The sequence below is a fragment of the Neorhizobium sp. P1_A6 genome (assembly GCF_056406795.1).
In genome coordinates, this window is sequence record NZ_JBFTZM010000009.1 from 34339 (window position 1) to 52550 (window position 18212).

Here is an 18212-nt window from a genome sequence, read left to right on the forward strand (position 1 = left end):
TTAGTCGCCGTCGGCAAACGAGAAGCCGGAGCTGAGCCCGATCGCGCCGCCATAACCGTCGTTCAGCTTGGTGATCACGTCCTTTCCGTCCGCGAGCAGCGTATCGAGCTTCTTGCGCTCGACGGCATTCTCGACCGCCTTTTCGAGATCCGGCGTGATCTTCGTCGAAAGCTCGATCATCGACGTCAGCTTCGCCTGGGTGGCGGCGACGATCGGCCGGTCCTTTTCCTTGAGAAGCGCGACCATCCCGGATTTTTCGAGCAGGGCCGAAAGACCTTCCAGGTTGCCCTTGACGGTCGCCCAGGTGTTTTCCGAGCGCCAGAACAGCGCCTGTTTGGGGAATTTCGCCTTTTCGGCGCCCTTGTAGAAGGTCTCGATCCGCTGGTCACGCACCGCTTCGGCGCCATGCACGAGAATGCTGAGCAGCGCGGTAATCGCCTCGCCGCCGGTGCGGAAATTGAGATTGTCAGGCCCCGGCTGTTCCCACGTCTTCTGGATGCCGTCGGGCGCGTCCCAGATATCGGAAAGCTCCTTGGCGACATTGGTGATATTGCCGGCGATGGCCGCGCCATAGCGGCAGCGATAACTGTTCTTCGCCTTGAGTAGTTCGTCGGAACCGGTGCCGGAAAGCACATATTCGAGCGCACCAAAACCCTGCATGGCGACACTCTTGGTGCCGAGCGTGGCGGGATCGGTGGCGGTCTCGTCGACCTTGGAGAGGACCGATTGGACCTGCTTCAACCCGGTGCTCTTGCGGTCGGGATAAAAGAGGATGCGCTCGAAGCGGTTCTGCTCGATGACGGGACCGACACGCACTACCTCGATATGTGCCCAGCTGACCGCCGCGTCGCGGAAGGCGCCTTTCGCGGCATCGTAGCTCGTCTTGGAGGGCGCCTCGCAGAGCGCCTTCATCGCCGTCGTCATCTTGCCCGCGGACGCGTAGAATGTGTCGTAGCCCGGCCGAATGAACCCATCGACCGCCGCCGTCATCACCTTGGTGACGTCAGCCATCGGCAGATCCACCGAGGGAGCGGGTTCACCTTCCTGCGCAAACGCGGTGGCGGGAAGCAGCGAGACGAGTCCGGCAAAGAGTATCTTGCGCATCAGAGAGACTCCAGGAATTTGAGAAGGGCGGCACGGTCTTGTCTTCCGAGCGCGGCGAAGGCATCGCGGGCCTTCTGCGCCTCGCCGCCGTGCCAGAGAACGGCTTCGGTGAGGTTTCTCGCCCGGCCGTCATGCAGGAAGAACGTGTGGGCATTGACGGTTTGGGTCAGCCCTATCCCCCAGAGCGGCTGGGTGCGCCATTCGCTGCCGGTAGCAACGCCAACCGGCTGGCCGTCGGCAAGGTCTTGGCCCATGTCGTGCAGCAGAAAATCGGAATAGGGCCAGATCAGCTGGAAAACCTGCGCCTTGTTGCCGGCATCGCGGCTGGTCACGAACTTCGGCGTGTGGCAGGCGGTGCAGCCGGCCTGGTAGAACAGTTCCTTCCCCTTCAGAACCGTCTTGTCGCCGATATCGCGGCGGGCCGGCACCGCTAGGTTTTCGGAATAGAAGGTAACCAGCGGCAGGACCGGATCAGGTGCTTCGACCGGCCCGAGCCGCTGCTGCACGCCGGTCGGCATGGCGAGGCACGCAGCCTCGGCCTTGGTGCAGTCGCCGTGGTCGAACGGATTGTCGGGAGTGGAGATGCCGAGGTCGCCGGCAAAGGCGGACGAGCTCTGGTCACGGACCGAGGCATTCTGCGCCTTGAAGCCGAAGCGGCCGAGCTTCAGCTCGCCGGTCTTGTGGTCGCGCACCATGGCCGGCTTGCCGGAGATCCCGTCGCCGTCCTTGTCGTCCGGGTCGGCCAGGCCGAGAATGTCGGCATCGTGGATAGCCTGGATCAGGCCCATGCCGATCATCGGCGGCGCGATCCGCGGCGACAACGTCACGTCGCCTTCCATAGCACCGTAGCCGAGGTCGGCGACCGAATAGCTCGGCTTGCGCAGGTGGACGATCTCGCCGTCGCCGAGCTTGACGGGGATTTCCTCGTAGGAAATCCGCATCCGGCCTTCGGAGGCGAGGCCGGACACGGCGAGGTCCTGCAACTGCTCGCCATAGATCGCGTCGGGGAAATTGAGCTTCCTGTAATCGGCAACAGCTTCGCGCTCATCGTCGGTGCGCGCCGGACGGGCGAGCCGGAAGAACATCGAGGTCGCGTCGGCACCCCCTTCCGGCGGGTGGCCGCGGCCATCCTTCAGGTGGCAACTCTGGCAGGCGCGGGCGTTGAACAGCGGCCCCAGCCCGTCGGACGCCTGCGTCGAGGACGGCGCCGAGACCCAGAGTTTTGTAAACAGCGCATTGCCGAGCTTGAACGTCCCTTCTTCCTCGAAGGTGATGTTGGCGGAGAAATGCGAAAAAGCGTCGCCATTGACGTCGGCGCGGCTGGTCGCTGCCCCGCCCGACATGGTCTCGAATGGCTCGGGCTTGGAGAAATCGGTCGTCGGGCGGGTAACGCTCTCGACGCGTTTCTGGTCCTTCGGATTGAGATCCGTGCGGACGGTCGGGAAAAGTGCATCGCCACTGGTCGCGATCAGCGGCGTGAGAAGGAAAGCGCCCGAAAGCAACGGCAACAGGAAGATGAAAGACTTGGGCGTTCTCATGGGAAATCGGGCCGCAGGCTGAAGGTCAGCCGCGGCCCGCCTTTTCATTGCTTATTTGAAGACGGCGTTGGGATTATCGAGGCTGGCGGAACCTTCAAGCTCCACTTTGCCAAGCTTCAGCGACGCAATGACGCGCTCGACGCTCTTGCTCTGGTCGATCAGGCCGTCGATCGCCTTCTGGACGACCGCATTGCCCTCTTTATTGCCTTCGCCGATCATCTGGTCGTAGGCCTCGACCTTCTTCGCCCGGTCGGCCATGGCGTTCATGGCGGCGAGCGTCGCGTCGAGCTTGCCGAGCATCTCGCTGTCCAACGACTTGTCGGTGGCCGCAACCAGTTCGGAGAGCGAAGGCCCGGTCATTTTGGTACCGTCGACGCGGGTATATTCGCCTGTATAGGCCGACTTGATGCCGACCGCGTCGTTGAGGTGCGAGTTGTAGGTGTTGTCGGAGAAGCAATCGTGCTCCTCTTCCGGATCGTGCAGCAGCAGGCCGAGCTTCATGCGCTCGCCGGCAAGCTCGCCGTAGGAGAGCGAACCCATGCCCGTCAGGATGGCGGTCAGGCCCTTCTTGGAATTGGCCTCGACGTTCTTGGTCGCCTTGCCCTTCGGGCCCCAGGCGGTGACCATGTCCTTGAGGTCGGAGACCAGCAGGGCGGACGCGGCCTTCAGGTATTCGGCGCGGCGATCGCAATGGCCGTTGGTGCAATTGGCCTTGTCGTAGTCCGTATAGGGACGCTTGCCGGCGCCCGGTCCGGTGCCGTTCAGATCCTGGCCCCAGAGCAGGAATTCGATGACGTGGTAGCCGGTCGCGACGTTGGCCTCGATCTCGCCGGCCTCGTTCAGGCTGCGCAGCGTCTTGGCGTTGAACTTCGAAAGGTTGAGCGTCTTGCCGTTGACCTTGATCTTCGGGTTGGCAATGACATTGGCGGTGTAGAGCGCATTCTCGTCGCTCTCCGTGCCGTAGGAGGCATCGACATAGTCGATCAGGCCTTCATCGAGCGGCCAGGCATTCACCTTGCCTTCCCAATTGTCGACGATCGGGTTGCCGAAACGGTAGACTTCCGTCTGCTGGTAGGGAGCGCGGGCGGCGATCCAGGCGTCCTTGGCAGCCTTCAGCGTTTCGTCGCTCGGCTTGGCGATCAGCGCATTGACGGCCTTGTCGAGCGCTTGCGCTGTCGTCAGCGAATCTTCGTATTTCGCATGCGCCAGTTCGGCATAATGCTTGAGAACGGCTGCGGATGTGGTGGCGGCCTGCGCCTCTGTCACGACGAACGCCGCGGAGGCGGCGAAAAGCGCCAGGGCGGCGCCAAGAACGGTCTTGCGGATCATGTCCCTCTCCTTCACGGCCCGGATCTCTCCCCGGCCGTTAGAGGGTTCATCGCGCAATTGGAAACTGGTGTCAAACAATCTAGTTTAGAATAATTTGAAAGTAGAACTCGACTTTGTCTTCGCTTCCGCTGCATTCAAGCTCTGCGTTGCATGCGGCAGAAAAAGAATCCGTCGGTATCGGTACTTGCGGGCGTCAGCGTCACTGTCAGGGCATCTTTCGAGCGAGGCTGCGGGCCATCTTTTTCGAAGATGCTGTCCCAGTGCTCTGCCGCGGGGACGATCGAAAATTCCGGGTTTTCGACACAGAAGCGGGAAACCTGGGCGTCGTTCTCCTCCGGCAGGATCGAACAGGTGACATAGACGAGTGCACCACCCGGCTTCACGAAGACGGCAGCCTCGGAAAGCGCTTCCTGCTGCTGGGCGATGCGCTCGTCGAGGTTCTTCGGGGTCAGTCGCCATTTGGTGTCCGGACGGCGACGCCAGGTGCCGGTGCCGGTGCAGGGGGCATCGACCAGGACCGCATCGAGCTTGCCTTTCAGGCCATTGAGCTGGCGCGCGTCGTCGTGCACCTGAACGTTGCGGGTGCCGGCGCGGCGCAGCCGCTCGATGATCGGCGCCAGCCGTTTGCGGTCGGCGTCATAGGCGTGGATCTGGCCCTTGTTGTGCATCGCGGCCGCCATGGCGAGCGTCTTGCCACCGCCGCCGGCGCAATAATCGAGGACCTGATGATGTTCGCCGGGCTGCACGAGCTCGGCAACGATCTGCGAGCCTTCATCCTGAACTTCGAACCAGCCTTTCTGGAACGAAAGCTCGGCGGTGACGTTGGGCAGGCGGGACGCTCCCTCGCCAGCGGCAATCCGGATGCCGTTGCGGGCGATGCGCGAAGCCTTTGCGTTCGAGCGTTCCAACGCCTTGACGACCTTCTCGCGGGATGCCTTCAGCGTGTTGGCACGCAGATCGAGGGTCGGACGGCCGGCCAACGCTTTGGCCTCAATCAGCCAGTTCTCGCCGAAATTGGCTTCGAAGGACGGCTGGATCCAGTCCGGAATGTCGCCCTGAACATGCAGGGGCGCATCGTCGAGATTGCGGGAGGCAAGCGACGAAAGGTTCGCCTCGGTCAGAGCCGGCGGTGCAAAGCGGTCGTCCGTGAACTCGGCCTGGAGAGCGTCGGGCGTCAGGCCCCACTGCCGGATGAGAACCGCGTAAGCGAGGGCCGCCGGGCTTTCGTCGTCCATGAGCCAGGCATGCGAGAGCCGCATGCGCAGTGCGTCGTAGACGATATTTCCGATCGCCGCCCGATCGCCGGAACCAGCGAAACGATGGGCGAGGCCCCAGTCCTTGAGCGCGTCGGCGACAGGGCGTTTGCGCGCTTCGATGTCGGCCAGCACCTCTATGGCCCCGGCAATTCGTCCGCCCAATCGCATGTCAGTCTCCGTCTCGGTTGCACCCGTATGGCACGGGTCGTAACCGCGATTGCGCGATAGGGCAAGAGGCCGGCCTAAACGGTCTCTCTGAACAGCTTCAGCCGTCGATCGCTTTCAGGCCCTTGCCTGCGACCTTCTGATCGCCGGCATCGACGATCTGGTAACAGACCTGGGCGGTACCGGAACTGATCATGCCGATGTCCTTGGCCGCGGCCTTGGAAACATCGAGCACCCGGCCGCGGATGAATGGACCGCGGTCGTTGATGCGCACAACGACGCTTTTGCCGTTGCGCTTGTTCGTCACCATCACCTTGGTGCCAAAGGGCAGCGTCCGGTGGGCCGCTGTCATGAGAGAAGGGTTCATTCGTTCCCCGGATGCCGTCTTGGATCCGAGGGCATACCAGGATGCGTGACCGCACCCGGGCGCAGCATTGGCCTGCGCGGAGCCGAGAGTTGCAAAAGCAGCAATGGAGGCCGCGGCGAAAGTCGAGCGTCGAATTGTTGTCAAGTCGGTCGTCCCCGTTCGTTTTGTCCCTGCACGTTGCGTGCAAAACGGCTAAGCGGGGCGAAAAGTGGCGAAAAAGTGAGGCTTTTGATCACGGAACATTACAGTCTGTAACATTTGTGATTAGATTGCCGCTGATCTTTTTAAGAAGCCAGCTAAGCTTCTGCGGAAGAAAACCTTTAAAAACAGTCAGAAAGCGGAATGTAGTTTCAGTGAGACTCGCGGGGAGTCCGTGATCACGAAAACCGCAGAAAAAAATTTGTCGCGATGCGTGATTTATTGCCTCATTTGGGCAAATTTTGTGACGCTCAGCCGTAAGTATTAAGAAATAATAACTAGATCAACCGATCAGGATGGAAATTTCAACCGTTTCATAATGGGAATTTTATCCTCGCCAGCGGCCCGAAGTCCACATTTCGGCGAGCGACATACGGTAATTGGGGAAGAGGAACTCGAACCCCGCGGCGCGGATTTTGGCATTGGAAACGCGCTTGTTGGCGCCATAGAAGGAACGCGCCATCGGCGTCATGTCAGCGGTCTCGAAATCCAGTTCCGGCGGCGGCTCGACACCCATCAGCCGCGCGGCTTCGACGATGACATCCTGCGGCGGACCGGGCTCGTCGTCGGTGACATTATATATGCCGCCCATATTGCCTCCGGCGAGAAAGAGCGCCGCGCCGCCGATGTCTTCGACGCGGATGCGGTTGAAGACCTGGTCTCTCTTTATAATGCGCCGCGCCGTGCTGCGCGCCAAGTTGACGAAAGCGTTGCGGCCGGGGCCGTAGATACCGGAGAGGCGCAGGCTGGCCACAGGTAGACCGGCGGCCCGCCCTTCGGTAGCCCAGGCATCTTCCGTATCGACCCGTTCGATCGACCGGCCCTGGATCGGGCTGCCCGGCGTCTCCTCGGTGACCCAGCCGCCGCCATGATCGCCGTAGACGCCGACCGTCGAAAGATAGCCGATCCATTCGAGCTTCGGGCAAAGCGCACGCAGCCGTCCGGAGACGAGCTTCAGCAGTGGATCGCCCTCGGTGCCGGGCGGGATCGACTGCACCAGATGCGTCACCTCTTGAAGCTCCGCCAGCAGTTCGCCACTGAACGGGCTGCCGTCGAACACGAAGGCCTTGATGTCACGGGCAGCGAGTTCCAGTGCCTTGTGGGCCGTCCTGACCGTGCCGGAGACCCGATGGCCTTCGGATTTGAAGGCCTCGGCGATTGCCTGGCCCGAATAGCCACATCCGAAGATCATCACATTCATCAGACCGCTCCCGCCAATCGCCATTCTTGCTGCACTTCCGGATCCTCTTCGGCGCTGCGCGCCTCGGCAAACCGCGCGAAGTCCACATCCGTCATCAAGCGCTTCAGGGCCCATATAGCCATGCCGCGCACCACGGGCGAGGGGGCGCCCGCAAGTTCGAGACATTGTCCGATGAGGCTGGCATCGCCGGAATTGCCGGCGGCGATCAGCACGTTGCGAATGAACCGGTCGCGGCCGATGCGCTTGACAGGTGAGCCGCTGAAGAAGGTTCGAAAGGTCGCATCGTCCAGGGTCAGCAGAAACGCGATCGATGGTTCCTTCAAGTCGTCGCGCGCCTGCAGTTTCATCTCCGAGGCGCTCGCCGCAAACTTGTTCCAGGGACAGGCGGCAAGACAGTCGTCGCAGCCATAGATGCGGTTGCCGATCAACGGCCGGAATTCCGGATCGATCGGACCTTTGTGTTCGATCGTCAGATAAGAGATGCAGCGGCGGGCGTCGAGCCGATAGGGAGCCGGAAACGCCGCCGTCGGGCAGGCGTCGAGGCATGCCCGGCAGGAACCGCAATGGTCGGCCTCGGGCGCGTCTATAATAAGGTCTGCCGTGGTGAACAGGCTGCCGAGGAAAAGCCAGGAACCATGGGTGCGGCTGACGAGATTGGTATGTTTGCCCTGCCAGCCGAGCCCGGCCGCCTCCGCCAGCGGTTTTTCCATCACCGGCGCCGTATCGACAAAGACTTTGACGTCCTCGCCGGCGCGCGCCGCAAAGCGGGTGGCGATCTCCTTCAGCCGGCCCTTGATGACGTCATGATAATCGCGGTTGCGCGCATAGACGGAGATCGCGGCCTTGTCGGGTTTGTCGAGAATGCCGCGCGGGTCTTCGTCCGGCCCATAGTTCAGCCCGAACATCACGATCGAACGCACCTGATCCCATAGCACCCTCGGATCGGCGCGGCGCAGCCTTGTCTCTGCCATCCAGTCCATGCTGCCGTGGTGGCCGTCGGCGAGGAAAATCTCCAGCCGCTCCGGCGCCCGTGGAATGCTGTCCGGGCCCGTAATCCGGCAAAGATCGAAGCCCTGAGCCGCCGCTTCCTCGCGAATGAAGGCAGTCAGCTTCTCCCGCCGCCGGAGCGCCTTTTCTTCCTCGCGCGCGGGCGCGTCAGAAATCAAGGTCCGCATAATGGGATACCGGGGTGAGGCCGCGGATGCGTTCGGAAAGCATCGGCCGGAAGGAGGGTCGGGATTTCAGCCGCTGATACCAGTCCTTGGCGACCGGCGTCTCCGACCAGTCGATCTCCCCCAGATAGTCGAGGATTGAAATCGAAGCGGCGGCGGCAAGGTCGGCATAGCTCAGGCGGTCGCCCGCAAGCCAGGGCCGTGAGCCGGCAAGCCAGGAGAGATATTTCATATGCTGGCGGATATTCGCGCGGGATGTGCGCAGCACCTTCGAGTCCGGTGCGCCGCCGCCCTGAGCCGTCGTCATCTGCAGCTTGAAGACCCGCTCCCGGGTCAGCGGCCGGGTGACATCCTGCTCCATCTTCTGCAGGAACCATTCCGTCAGGCGCCGGATTTCGGCACGCTGCCACGGATCTTCCGCCAGCAACCGGCGATCGCGCTTCAGCACGCCGTGGGTTTCATCGAGGAATTCCAGGAGCACGGAAGGGCCACAAAGCACTCTCATGCTGTCGTCGACATAAACCGGGAGCGTGCCCGCAGGATTGAGCGTCAGGAATTCCCGCCGCTTTTCCCACGGTTGCTCCTCGACCAGGTCCGCCTGGAAGCCATATTCGGCGAGAATCAGCCGGACGAACCGCGAGGCCGAAGACATGGAATGATGATAGAGCGTGGGCATGGATACTTGAACTTCACGAATATCGTATACGAAGGATGGGGCACGTAGCGCGCCCGCGTGACATATGGCAGCTATATGGATTTGGTAGGTCCAACACAAGCAACGGCTCATAAACTGCTTAAAACTGTCCTTATCTGCTCAACAAAGGATTAAGAATGGCTGATCAGTCGATTATCAGCGCCCTCGTTCTCGGTGTGATCGAGGGTATTACCGAGTTTTTGCCGATCTCCAGCACCGGCCATCTCATCATCGCGGAACAATGGCTGGGTCACCGGTCTGATACGTTCAATATCGTCATCCAGGCCGGCGCCATCATCGCTGTAACCATCATCTACTGGCGTCGCCTGCTTAACCTGTTGCTCGGTTGGCGGGAGCCGGCAAATCGCGACTATGCCGCCAAGCTGATCGTTGCCTTCCTGATCACGGCGGCTCTCGGCCTGATCGTGAAGAAGCTCGGTTTCGCGCTTCCCGAGGACGCGGCACCGATTGCCTGGGCACTCATCATCGGCGGCATCTGGATGATCTTTGCGGAATGGGCCGCTGCACGCAGGCCGGCTTCCACGCAGATAACCTGGCTCGTCGCGATCCTGGTCGGCATTGCGCAGGTGGTTGCGGGCGTCTTTCCCGGCACGTCGCGTTCGGGTGCCACGATCTTCATCGCCATGCTGGCCGGTACCGGAAGCCGGGCCGCGGCCACCGAGTTTGCCTTTCTCGTCGGCATTCCGACCATGTATGCGGCCAGCGGCTACGAGCTGCTGAAGACGCTCAAGGACGGCAGCGCCGCGCACGAGGATTGGACTTCGCTCGGCGTGGCTTTCGTCGTGTCGACGATCGTCGCCTTCATCGCCGTGAAATGGCTGCTGACCTATATCCGCAGCAACCGCTTCACCATCTTCGCGATCTATAGAATCATTCTCGGATTTTTGTTGCTCGGCCTGATCGCCCTGGGATCTGTCCCGCAACGCGGTGATCAGAGTGCCGTGGTCTCAAGCGCCGTCGCGCCGGCCGAGACTGCCCTGCGTCCTGCACTGCTAAAGTGAAGGGCGCTCAATTCTTCATGAAACAAAAAGGCTGCTAAGGAGCGGCCTTTTTGTTTTGTCGATGCTTAGTGATGAATGGATGCCGTGCTGCACGGATCAACACCGTATGCGGGCGTGCATTCGCTCTTGCCGGCTGCGCCCGTCGTCGGAGCCATGAACGAGCCCGCGAGGATGATCAGCGCTGCGCATGCAAAAAAGAGGGCGATGGGCTTGCCCATGGAGGAATGCCTTTCGATGGAAGATTTTATCGTCACGGTTGCGCCGCTTGTTTGGTGAGGGAGGATTTATGGGTTGGATTAGAAGAATTCAATAAAGGATTTTGCTGAACCGGCCGTTAACGCGACTGCTTCGGCCACTGCGACCTTTGTGCCACTATCCTTGCCCGAAACATGAGCGACAACAAAGGGGTGCCCGATTTTTCAGCGGGCACGACCGGAATGTCGAAGCGAAACAAATTGCTGGATATGGTTAATGATATCAGGCCGCGCGGCCAGAGCCTGTGTACTGGCCCTGCGGGCGATACTGCACAAGGTAAGATGGCAAGATAGAGGACGCGAGCGTCGGGCGGATGCCTATTCCCTGTAGCGTGCGGCCTTCCGTGGCGGCCGCATCGGAAACGACATTGTCGATTTTCAGGAGCTTCACCTGGTCACTGGTGATCGGCGGCTGGACGAAAGGGATCAACGACGCGATGCTGCCGATCAGCGATGCGATGCCGAAGGGCAGCGAGACGAGCGCATTGCTGCGATTGGTGACGCGCAGCATCGTTTCGAGACACTGGCGGAAGGTCATGACCTCGCCGCCGCCGAGCTCATAGATCTTGCCGGACGCGATCGTGCCGTCGACGGAGCGGGCGACGGTTTCGGCGACGTCCTCCACATAAACCGGCTGGAACTTCGTTTTGCCGCCGCCGATCAGCGGCAGCGCAGGGAAGGTGCGGGCCATCGAGGCGAACTTGTTGAAGAAGCTGTCTTCCGGGCCGAACATGATCGACGGCCGCAGGATCACGGCATCCGGCAGCGTTGAGAAGATAGTCGCTTCGGCGCGGCCCTTGCTGCGGGCGTACGACGATTGCGAATTGGCATCGGCGCCGATCGCGGAAATATGGGTAAGTCTGGCGCCGGCAGCACGTGCCGCATCGGCAACCGCGCGAGCGCCGAAATCCTGGACCGCATCGAACGTGTTGCGGCCGCYCTCGAACATAATGCCGACGCAGTTGACCACATGCGAAGCGCCTTCGGCGGCCTTCAGGACCGATTGGCGGTAGCGCAGGTTCGCCTGGACCAGCGAGATCTGCCCGACATAACCGGCGGGCAGCAGGAAACCGGCAAGATCCGGGCGGCGAACGGCGACCCGGACGCGATAACCGCGTTTGGCAAGCGTACGCACCACATGCCTGCCGACGAAGCCCGATCCTCCGAAAACGGTGACGAGCGGCGGAAGGTTGTTGATGGTCATGGCGTGCTCCGGGAGCCTGTGGGACGAGATGAGTGCTGTTTAACCGAATCGCGGCACGGGTGGAAGTGTCTCCACTGCCGCACCGCCCGCGATAACCGGTTCTTAAAGGCCGTCGAGGACGACGATTTCGCCATCCGCCACTTCCTGGCGGATCTTGATGGCGATCGCGTATTCGGGCGAATTGTAGCAGTCGACGGCGGCCTGCATCGACGGGAATTCGATGATGACGTTGCGGGCGCGGGATTTGCCTTCCATCGCCGCCATGGCGCCGCCGCGGGCAAGGAAATTGGCGCCGTATTTCTCGAAAGCGGGCGTGGCCGCTGCGATATAATCCTTGTAGCGTTCCGCGTCGCGGACATCGACGCGAGCGACCCAATATCCCTTGGCCATGGTATCTCCTCCAGCGTGTTTTCAGTTAGGACGACTTCCGGCAAATTCCCGGGCGAGTCAATATGGCGGGCGTTGCGTACCTGTCCGACGGCCACCGGGACTCATCCCGGATCACGACCGGCAGGATATCTCTCCGGCAACGACGGATTATCAGAGCACGCCCTGCATCTCGGCGAGGATGGCTTGCGCCGCCGCCTTCGGATCCGGCGCCTTGACGATCGGGCGGGCGACGACCAGATGGCTCGATCCGGCGCGCAATGCGTCGGCCGGCGTCATCACCCGCTTCTGGTCGCCCGCTTCCGAACCCGCAGGGCGGATGCCGGGCGTGACGATCGCCAGATCAGGGCCGACAATCTTGCGAACCGCAGCTGACTCCTCGGCCGAGCAGACGATACCGTCCATGCCGGCAGCCAGCGCCTGTTCGGAGCGTCGCAGAACCAGCGTGTGCGGATCGTATTCGTAACCGGCATCGACGAGGTCCGTTTCGTCCATCGAGGTCAGGACGGTGACCGCGAGCAGGCAGAGGTCCGAACCCCTGGCCGCCTCGACAGCGGCGCGCATCGCCTTCGGATAGGCGTGCAGGGTGAGCATGGTCATGCCCATCTTGACGATGTTCTCGACGCCCTTCGCGACCGTGTTGTCGATGTCGAGCAGTTTCATGTCGAGGAAGACTTTTTTGCCATCCTCTGCCAGATCGCGTGCAAGTTCGAGACCGCCGGCAAACACGAGCTGATAGCCTATCTTGTAGAAGGAAACGGTGTCACCGAGCGTGGAGACCATCTTTTCGGCTTCGCTGATGGTCGGAATGTCGAGGCCTACGATGAGGCGATCACGAGCTGTCATGCCTGGAACCCTTCCCATTTTTCAATGGGCGTCCAGTCGCATGAGAGCGTCCGATCCGCAAGGGTGAAGCAGAAGAGATTTCCCCCGCCGCCCGGCTGGTCCCGGTCGCGAGCGATCGGCGAGCCGGTGAGGTGGCATTTCAACAGCGTTCCAACGCCGCCATGGCCGACGAAGGCGATCGGCGTGCTCGGGTCGTGCTCGGCAAGAATTCTGGTGACCGCCGAGACGATGCGGCTCTGCGCATCCACGGCGCGTTCCCAGCCCTTGAAGCTCTCTTCCGGATGGGCGAAAAACCAGTTGGCCGCATACTCGAACTGCGGCGGCGGCAGAAAGCCTGTCGCCGAGCGATCGTTCTCATGGGTGTCCTCGGCGATCTCGATCGAAATGCCCGAGGCGAGGCTGAGGATTTCGGCAGTCTCGATCGCCTTCACCTCGTCGCTGGAGATGATCCGGCCGAGTTTCCTTGCCCATTCGGATTGGGCGGCCGCGCGAGCGCGGGCGGCGCCAACGTCGGAGAGCCCCCACCGAGGCACCGGCACGTTCGCATCGATGCGGACCTGCGGATGGGTGATGTAGAGGCCGAATGCCATGGTCAGCCGCGACTATAGGTCCAGAGCTGCGCCGGCGGAATATTGCGGACGACGAAATCGTAATGCTTGATCCGGTAGCGGTCGGGCTGGGCGATGATCGGCGAGACGGGGCCATAGGTGATCTGCATCACGGGCCGGCCGGCGGGGATGCGGTCGAGCAGGTCTTCGAGCAGCGCGATGCGGCGCTCCATCGGGAAGCTCAAAAGCGGGATTGCCGAAATAACGCTGTCGAATGTCGTGTCCTTCAAGGCGCCGAGAGTGCGGCTGAGATCGAAAGCGTCGCCATTGACGAACTTGACGCCCGGATAGGTGCGGACGAGATGCTGGAAGAAATCGGTCGAATATTCGATCGAGACCAGGTTTTCCGGCGAGATACCGTGCTTCAGGATCGCTTTGGTGATGATGCCGGTGCCGGGCCCGAGTTCGAGGACAGGCAGGCCGGAGGCCGTGTCGATGACGCTTGCCATGCGTTTGGCGGTGACGGAGGAGGTGGGGCAGATCGCGCCGACCCGTTTCGGGCCATCGATCCAACCCTTGAAGAACCGGATCTCATCGTCGAACTTGCGGCCAAGCCGCTCCTTCAAGCGCAGGTCCATTTTTTTATCCTCTCCCTTTTGCCCCATGTGGAACGCCAATGCCGCAAAAGCAAGGAAAAATGTCGCACCTGGGAAAACCGTATGAAAAAGGCGGCCGGAGTTTCCGGCCGCCTGCCTTTTGCTGATGTTAAACGCGCATCGGCATCAAGACATAGAGCGCGTCGTCGCCCGCAGTGTCTCGTACCAATGTCGGAGAACCGGCATCCGCCAGCATGAAGATTGCGTCGTCGCCCGAAAGCTGGGCGGTAATGTCGAGCAGGTATTTGGCATTGAAGCCGATTTCCATCGGATCGTTGTCGTAACCGACTGCAACCTCTTCCGTGGCGCTGCCCGAATCCGGATTGTTGACGGTCAGCATCAGCTGGCCGTCTGTCAGCGACAGCTTCACGGCACGGCCGCGCTCGGAGGAAATGGTCGAGACGCGGTCGACAGCCCTGGTAAAGCTCTGGCAATCGACGCGCATTTCCTTGTCATTGCCTGTCGGGATGACGCGCTGGTAATCCGGGAACGTGCCGTCGATCAGCTTGGAGGTCATGACGATCGAGCCGATTGTGACGCGGATCTTGGCGTCCGAAACCTCGACCGTGACCACCGATTCCGGATCATCGACCAGTTTCTGGAGTTCGCCGACCGTCTTGCGGGGAATGATGATGCCCGGCATGCCTTCGGAACCCGATGGCGCCTTCACATCGGCGCGGGCCAGGCGGTGACCATCGGTCGCGACTGCGCGAAGCTTCAGGTCCCCATCGGCTTCGATCGTGTGGAAGAATATGCCGTTCAGGTAATAGCGGGTCTCCTCGGTGGAGATCGCGAACTGGGTGCGGTCGATCAGCATTTTCAGATCGGTCGCCTTCAGCTTGAACGTATGCGTGAAGCTGCCGGCGGTGAGGTCGGGGAAGTCCGATTCCGGCAGGCACTGCAGCGAGAACTTCGAACGTCCGGATTGCACCGTCATGGAGCCGCCGTCCGGATTGGTGGCGAGCAGTACTTCGGAACCGTCCGGCAGCTTGCGGACGATTTCGTAAAGCAGGTGCGCCGGAACCGTCGTGGCGCCGGCAGTCTCGACCATGGCCGGAAGGGCTTCGGTGATTTCGAGGTCGAGGTCGGTCGCTTTCAGGTCGAGACCGGCGCCGGACGCGCGCATCAGCACGTTGGAGAGGATCGGGATAGTGTTCCGTCGCTCCACCACGCGATGCACGTGGTTCAGCGACTTCAGAAGGTTTGACCGCTCAAGAGTAATACGCATGGACGCAATCGCTTTCGACCGTGGCGATCCGGCAGGGCCGGACCCTGATATTCTGCCGGCTTTGGGCCAGCCGGATGATGTGGACCGGCAAAATGGCAGACAACCCGTTCGAAAAGCAAGAGGTGAACAAGGCGTTAGCAAGTCATTTCGCATCTGTCTTGCGCGCTTCACACAGAAAATATGCGTTCTCAACAGCTTGGGCTTTACTTGCCGAAGCCCGCCGGCTTGCCCATAAAGGCACATGACCATCCTTTTGTGCGTGACGCCCCTTGACCGATGACCTGAAGAGCAGCCAGCGCGGCTATCGCGTCGCCAATACTTTCGTGCCCGCCCGGCCGCTGGAGCCGGCGCTTTATCTGGTCGCGACCCCGATCGGCAATCTCGGCGACATCACGCTGCGGGCGCTGGAGACACTCTCCGGCGCCGATGTGCTCGCCTGCGAGGATACCCGAGTAACCCGCGTCCTGCTCGACCGCTACGGCATCGTCAACCGGCCCTATGCCTACCACGAGCACAATTCCGACGAGGTCGGACCGAAGCTGATCGCGGCTTTGGAAGAAGGAAAGTCCGTGGCGCTGGTCTCCGATGCCGGCACCCCCTTGGTCTCCGATCCCGGTTATCGGCTCGGTCAGATGGCGATCCAGGCCGGCCACAAGGTCGTGCCGATCCCCGGCGCCTCTGCGCCGCTCGCAGCGCTCGTCGGTTCCGGCATGCCGTCCGACGCGTTTCTGTTTGCCGGTTTCCTTCCGGTCAAGGACAAGGGCCGCCGCGACCGGCTGGCCGAGCTTTCGAAAGTGCCGGCGACATTGATCTTCTTCGAGTCGCCGCATCGTATCGGCGCGACGCTCGCCGCTGCCGCCGAAGTGCTCGGAACTGGCCRGCGTGCAACGGTCTGCCGCGAATTGACCAAGACTTTCGAGGAGTTCCGCCGCGGTACCCTGGAGGAACTCGCCGCCTATTACGACGACGACCGCGTGGTGAAGGGCGAGATCGTGCTGCTTCTGGCGCCGCCCGAGGCCGAGGAGCCTCCCGGCGAAGTCGAGGTGGACGTGCTGCTGCGCCGGCTTTCAACCTCTATGCCAGCCGCGAAAGCCGCTGCCGAGGCTGCGCGGCTCACCGGACTTGCCCGCAAGGTTCTTTATCAGCGGCTCCTGGAGTTGAAGGGCGAGGATGGCGGCGGAGCGCAATGACAACAGCCTGAACCGGCGAAAGGCCGAGCGGCAGAAGGCTTATAAAAGAGGCCATCTCTCCGAGTATCTCGCCGCGCTCTATCTGTTTGTGAAGGGCTACCGCATCCTTGCCATTCGCTATCGCACAAAGATCGGCGAGATCGATCTTATAGCCCGCAAGGGGGACCTTGTTATATTCGTCGAGGTCAAGGCGCGCAGAGGCGAAAGCGAAGCCATCGACGCAGTCGGCTACATGACCCAGAACCGTATTCGCGCGGCAAGCGCGCTGTGGCTTTCGAAGCGGAAGCATGTAGCGACGCTTTCGCAGCGCTACGACATTATTGCAGTGCTTCCAGGGCGTCTGCCGCGGCATTTTCCCGACGCATTCTAACGAACAAATCAAGTGTCCTTGCTCTGTTAGAAAAATGACATAAAACTGTAACGGTGGTGTCATGGGAGGACCCTATTTGGGGGCCGACACCAATCAAGGTGGAGGAAATAATAATGTTGAGAAAACTCTCAATGGCCGCATTCGCGGTCGCGCTGTCGGCAACGTCGTCGCTTGCCGCGACGGAAGTCACCTGGTGGCATGCCATGGGTGGCGAACTCGGCAAGAAGCTTGAAGAAATCGCTCAGAAATTCAACGAGAGCCAGTCCGACTACAAAGTCGTTCCGGTCTATAAAGGAAGTTATCCGGAAACGTTGACCGCCGCGATCGCCGCGTTCCGCGCTGGCCAGCAACCGGCTATCGTCCAGGTCTTCGAAGTCGGCACCGGCACGATGATGGCTGCCAAGGGCGCCGTCTATCCTGTATACAAGCTGATGGCGGACGAAGGCGAACCCTTCGACACCAAGACATTCCTGGCTCCGGTCACCGGCTACTATTCCGATACGAAGGGCAACATCCTGTCGCTGCCCTTCAATTCCTCCACTCCGATCATGTATTATAACAAGGACGTCTTCAAAAAGGCCGGCCTTGATCCTGAAGTTGCCCCGAAGACCTGGAAGGAAGTGGAGGAGTTCTCGAAGAAGATCGTTTCCTCCGGCGCTGCCAAGTGCGGCCTCACCTCAGCCTGGATTACCTGGGTCCAGACCGAAAACCTTTCGGCGCTGCATGACAAGCCTTTCGGCACGCTGCAGAACGGTTTCGGCGGCGTGAAGTCCGAATTCACCTTCAACGGTCCTCTGCAGGTCAAGCACTGGGCAAACCTGAAGAAATGGCAGGACGAAGGCCTGTTCAAATATGGTGGCCCGGTCGGTGGCGACCAGGCGGCGACCATGTTCTATTCGCAGGAATGCGCCATCACGATGAACTCCTCCGCAGGCCGCGCCGGGGTCATCAACAACGCCAAGAACTTCACGCCGGGCTTCGCTCCGCTGCCTTATTACGACGATGAGATCAAGGAGCCGAAGAACTCCATCATCGGCGGCGCCACCCTCTGGGTGCTGAACGGCAAGGATAAGGCGACCTACAAGGGTGTAGCCAAGTTCTTCAGCTATCTCTCCAAGCCGGATGTCCAGGCTGATTGGCACCAGTTCACCGGTTATCTGCCGATCACCAATGCTGCTTACGAACTCGGCCAGAAGCAGGGCTATTACGAAAAGAATCCCGGCTCCGACATCGCCATCAAGCAGATCACTCGCGGTACTCCCTCGGAAAATTCGAAGGGCGTGCGGTTCGGCAACTTTACCCAGGTCCGCACCATCATCGACGAGGAGTTCCAGGCACTCCTCGCCAACAAGAAGGACGCCAAGCAGTCGCTCGACAGCGCAGTGCAGCGCGGCAATGCGCTTCTGCGTGAATTCGAGGCGGCCAACTCGAACTGATCGTTCCGATCTCCGCAGGGAGGACCGGCTACCGCCGGCCCTCCCTT

18 protein-coding genes and 1 pseudogene are annotated in these 18212 nt (G+C 61.3%); 4 read left to right on the top strand and 15 right to left on the bottom strand.

What is annotated here, in order from left to right:
* From AC1D3C_RS18510 to AC1D3C_RS18545, 8 genes are all read right to left on the bottom strand, one after another.
* Complete coding sequence (locus tag AC1D3C_RS18510; protein WP_477483903.1) at positions 1-1104, bottom strand: imelysin family protein; 1104 nt, start codon at positions 1102-1104, stop codon at positions 1-3.
* Positions 1104-2642: a di-heme oxidoreductase family protein gene (locus tag AC1D3C_RS18515; protein ID WP_477483904.1), complete on the bottom strand. Its 1539-nt coding sequence runs from the start codon at positions 2640-2642 to the stop codon at positions 1104-1106. The genes AC1D3C_RS18510 and AC1D3C_RS18515 overlap by 1 nt, the downstream gene beginning before the upstream one ends.
* A 51-nt stretch (positions 2643-2693) precedes the next feature.
* Positions 2694-3971, bottom strand: a complete 1278-nt coding sequence (locus AC1D3C_RS18520) for an imelysin family protein (protein ID WP_247031599.1) — start codon at positions 3969-3971, stop codon at positions 2694-2696.
* Positions 3972-4105: 134 nt separating this feature from the next.
* Complete coding sequence (locus AC1D3C_RS18525; RefSeq protein ID WP_477483905.1) at positions 4106-5395, bottom strand: RsmB/NOP family class I SAM-dependent RNA methyltransferase; 1290 nt, start codon at positions 5393-5395, stop codon at positions 4106-4108.
* 97 nt (positions 5396-5492) lie between these two features.
* On the bottom strand, positions 5493-5903 hold the full coding sequence (locus AC1D3C_RS18530) for a septal ring lytic transglycosylase RlpA family protein (protein WP_247031595.1): 411 nt from the start codon (positions 5901-5903) through the stop codon (positions 5493-5495).
* 382 nt (positions 5904-6285) lie between these two features.
* A complete protein-coding gene (locus AC1D3C_RS18535) occupies positions 6286-7158 on the bottom strand; it encodes an SDR family oxidoreductase (protein ID WP_038549981.1) in 873 nt (290 codons plus the stop codon).
* On the bottom strand, positions 7158-8333 hold the full coding sequence (gene queG, locus AC1D3C_RS18540) for a tRNA epoxyqueuosine(34) reductase QueG (RefSeq protein ID WP_477483906.1): 1176 nt from the start codon (positions 8331-8333) through the stop codon (positions 7158-7160). The genes AC1D3C_RS18535 and queG overlap by 1 nt, the downstream gene beginning before the upstream one ends.
* Positions 8314-9006: a glutathione S-transferase family protein gene (locus AC1D3C_RS18545; RefSeq protein WP_007775165.1), complete on the bottom strand. Its 693-nt coding sequence runs from the start codon at positions 9004-9006 to the stop codon at positions 8314-8316. Before AC1D3C_RS18545 ends, queG begins: the two co-directional genes overlap by 20 nt.
* A 155-nt stretch (positions 9007-9161) precedes the next feature.
* On the opposite strand from AC1D3C_RS18545, the pseudogene AC1D3C_RS18550 reads away from it, so the two are divergent.
* A pseudogene (locus AC1D3C_RS18550) lies at positions 9162-9962 on the top strand (undecaprenyl-diphosphate phosphatase); the annotation flags it as partial.
* 149 nt (positions 9963-10111) lie between these two features.
* Here AC1D3C_RS18550 and AC1D3C_RS18555 read toward each other — a convergent pair.
* The 7 genes from AC1D3C_RS18555 to dnaN all read right to left on the bottom strand — a co-directional run bounded on the left by AC1D3C_RS18555 (position 10112) and on the right by dnaN (position 15169).
* A complete protein-coding gene (locus tag AC1D3C_RS18555; protein WP_007763306.1) occupies positions 10112-10264 on the bottom strand; it encodes a hypothetical protein in 153 nt (50 codons plus the stop codon).
* Positions 10265-10523: 259 nt separating this feature from the next.
* Positions 10524-11504: a complex I NDUFA9 subunit family protein gene (locus AC1D3C_RS18560; protein ID WP_477483907.1), complete on the bottom strand. Its 981-nt coding sequence runs from the start codon at positions 11502-11504 to the stop codon at positions 10524-10526.
* A 102-nt stretch (positions 11505-11606) separates the two neighbouring features.
* Complete coding sequence (locus AC1D3C_RS18565; protein ID WP_247136149.1) at positions 11607-11894, bottom strand: DUF1330 domain-containing protein; 288 nt, start codon at positions 11892-11894, stop codon at positions 11607-11609.
* 150 nt (positions 11895-12044) lie between these two features.
* Positions 12045-12737 carry an orotidine-5'-phosphate decarboxylase gene (gene pyrF, locus AC1D3C_RS18570; protein WP_477483908.1) on the bottom strand — a complete coding sequence of 231 codons (693 nt, stop codon included), beginning with the start codon at positions 12735-12737 and terminating at the stop codon, positions 12045-12047.
* The gene (locus AC1D3C_RS18575; RefSeq protein ID WP_477483909.1) at positions 12734-13327 is read right to left on the bottom strand and encodes a histidine phosphatase family protein; all 594 of its coding nucleotides are present in this window, start codon (positions 13325-13327) and stop codon (positions 12734-12736) included. Before AC1D3C_RS18575 ends, pyrF begins: the two co-directional genes overlap by 4 nt.
* Positions 13328-13329: 2 nt before the next feature.
* Positions 13330-13923, bottom strand: a complete 594-nt coding sequence (pmtA, locus tag AC1D3C_RS18580; protein ID WP_477483910.1) for a phospholipid N-methyltransferase PmtA — start codon at positions 13921-13923, stop codon at positions 13330-13332.
* Between the two features lie 127 nt (positions 13924-14050).
* Positions 14051-15169 carry a DNA polymerase III subunit beta gene (gene dnaN, locus AC1D3C_RS18585; RefSeq protein ID WP_477483911.1) on the bottom strand — a complete coding sequence of 373 codons (1119 nt, stop codon included), beginning with the start codon at positions 15167-15169 and terminating at the stop codon, positions 14051-14053.
* 269 nt (positions 15170-15438) lie between these two features.
* Between dnaN and rsmI the strand changes: the two genes are divergently transcribed.
* From rsmI to ugpB, 3 genes are all read left to right on the top strand, one after another.
* Positions 15439-16359, top strand: coding sequence for a 16S rRNA (cytidine(1402)-2'-O)-methyltransferase (gene rsmI, locus AC1D3C_RS18590; RefSeq protein WP_477483912.1), 921 nt, complete (start codon positions 15439-15441; stop codon positions 16357-16359).
* Positions 16340-16729 (top strand): YraN family protein, encoded by a 390-nt coding sequence (locus AC1D3C_RS18595; RefSeq protein ID WP_247136144.1) that lies wholly within the window; start codon positions 16340-16342, stop codon positions 16727-16729. Before rsmI ends, AC1D3C_RS18595 begins: the two co-directional genes overlap by 20 nt.
* A gap of 113 nt (positions 16730-16842) precedes the next feature.
* Positions 16843-18165 (top strand): sn-glycerol-3-phosphate ABC transporter substrate-binding protein UgpB, encoded by a 1323-nt coding sequence (gene ugpB / locus AC1D3C_RS18600; RefSeq protein WP_247031575.1) that lies wholly within the window; start codon positions 16843-16845, stop codon positions 18163-18165.
* Positions 18166-18212: the final 47 nt, after the last annotated feature.

Bases quoted from the DNA above. Each gene is read 5' to 3' on its own strand.
- AC1D3C_RS18510 (WP_477483903.1), bottom strand. From the start codon at position 1,104: ATGCGCAAGATACTCTTTGCCGGACTCGTCTCGCTGCTTCCCGCCACC.
- AC1D3C_RS18515 (WP_477483904.1), bottom strand. From the start codon at position 2,642: ATGAGAACGCCCAAGTCTTTCATCTTCCTGTTGCCGTTGCTTTCGGGC.
- AC1D3C_RS18520 (WP_247031599.1), bottom strand. From the start codon at position 3,971: ATGATCCGCAAGACCGTTCTTGGCGCCGCCCTGGCGCTTTTCGCCGCC.
- AC1D3C_RS18525 (WP_477483905.1), bottom strand. From the start codon at position 5,395: ATGCGATTGGGCGGACGAATTGCCGGGGCCATAGAGGTGCTGGCCGAC.
- AC1D3C_RS18535 (WP_038549981.1), bottom strand. From the start codon at position 7,158: ATGAATGTGATGATCTTCGGATGTGGCTATTCGGGCCAGGCAATCGCC.
- queG (WP_477483906.1), bottom strand. From the start codon at position 8,333: ATGCGGACCTTGATTTCTGACGCGCCCGCGCGCGAGGAAGAAAAGGCG.
- AC1D3C_RS18545 (WP_007775165.1), bottom strand. From the start codon at position 9,006: ATGCCCACGCTCTATCATCATTCCATGTCTTCGGCCTCGCGGTTCGTC.
- AC1D3C_RS18555 (WP_007763306.1), bottom strand. From the start codon at position 10,264: ATGGGCAAGCCCATCGCCCTCTTTTTTGCATGCGCAGCGCTGATCATC.
- AC1D3C_RS18565 (WP_247136149.1), bottom strand. From the start codon at position 11,894: ATGGCCAAGGGATATTGGGTCGCTCGCGTCGATGTCCGCGACGCGGAA.
- pyrF (WP_477483908.1), bottom strand. From the start codon at position 12,737: ATGACAGCTCGTGATCGCCTCATCGTAGGCCTCGACATTCCGACCATC.
- AC1D3C_RS18575 (WP_477483909.1), bottom strand. From the start codon at position 13,327: ATGGCATTCGGCCTCTACATCACCCATCCGCAGGTCCGCATCGATGCG.
- pmtA (WP_477483910.1), bottom strand. From the start codon at position 13,923: ATGGACCTGCGCTTGAAGGAGCGGCTTGGCCGCAAGTTCGACGATGAG.
- dnaN (WP_477483911.1), bottom strand. From the start codon at position 15,169: ATGCGTATTACTCTTGAGCGGTCAAACCTTCTGAAGTCGCTGAACCAC.
- AC1D3C_RS18595 (WP_247136144.1), top strand. From the start codon at position 16,340: ATGGCGGCGGAGCGCAATGACAACAGCCTGAACCGGCGAAAGGCCGAG.
- ugpB (WP_247031575.1), top strand. From the start codon at position 16,843: ATGTTGAGAAAACTCTCAATGGCCGCATTCGCGGTCGCGCTGTCGGCA.